Source organism: Ochrobactrum sp. SFR4, from assembly GCF_019730395.1.
GTDB lineage: Bacteria > Pseudomonadota > Alphaproteobacteria > Rhizobiales > Rhizobiaceae > Pseudochrobactrum.
The window spans coordinates 1-375 of sequence record NZ_JAAPBB010000330.1; the positions used below are offsets into that span (position 1 = coordinate 1).

Below are 375 nucleotides of genomic sequence, written 5' to 3' on the forward strand. Positions count from 1 at the left end.
GCGTATGGGCATCAATGAGAGAAGGCAGCATCAGCTGCCCGTATCCGTCAACGACCTCAAGAGCTTCGTGATTGATCGCGCTGTTGTGATCGGTAACCGAGACGATCTTGCCGTTTTTGATCAGCACGTCTTTCAGCACCCCTCCCTGAGGGCGTATTTTTGAAAGCAGGAAATCAGCAGGCATATTCGTTCTCTCCCATTCTGCAATTTCAGGAGCAGATCAGCCTGTTTAAACACAATACCTCACAGCTCTCCGGCCACAGGATTTCACCCCGTCAGAGCAATGCAGAAGGTTTTAAATGAATTCAAAATGATGAGCTGTTTCAACACGAACGGAGGGGTAGCCGGCTCTCCAGGCTTACACGCAACACATTG

1 pseudogene is annotated in these 375 nt (G+C 49.9%); it reads right to left on the reverse strand.

The features are described 5' to 3' along the window. A pseudogene (locus tag HBA93_RS19220) lies at positions 1-184 on the reverse strand (hypothetical protein); the annotation flags it as partial. Positions 185-375: the final 191 nt, after the last annotated feature.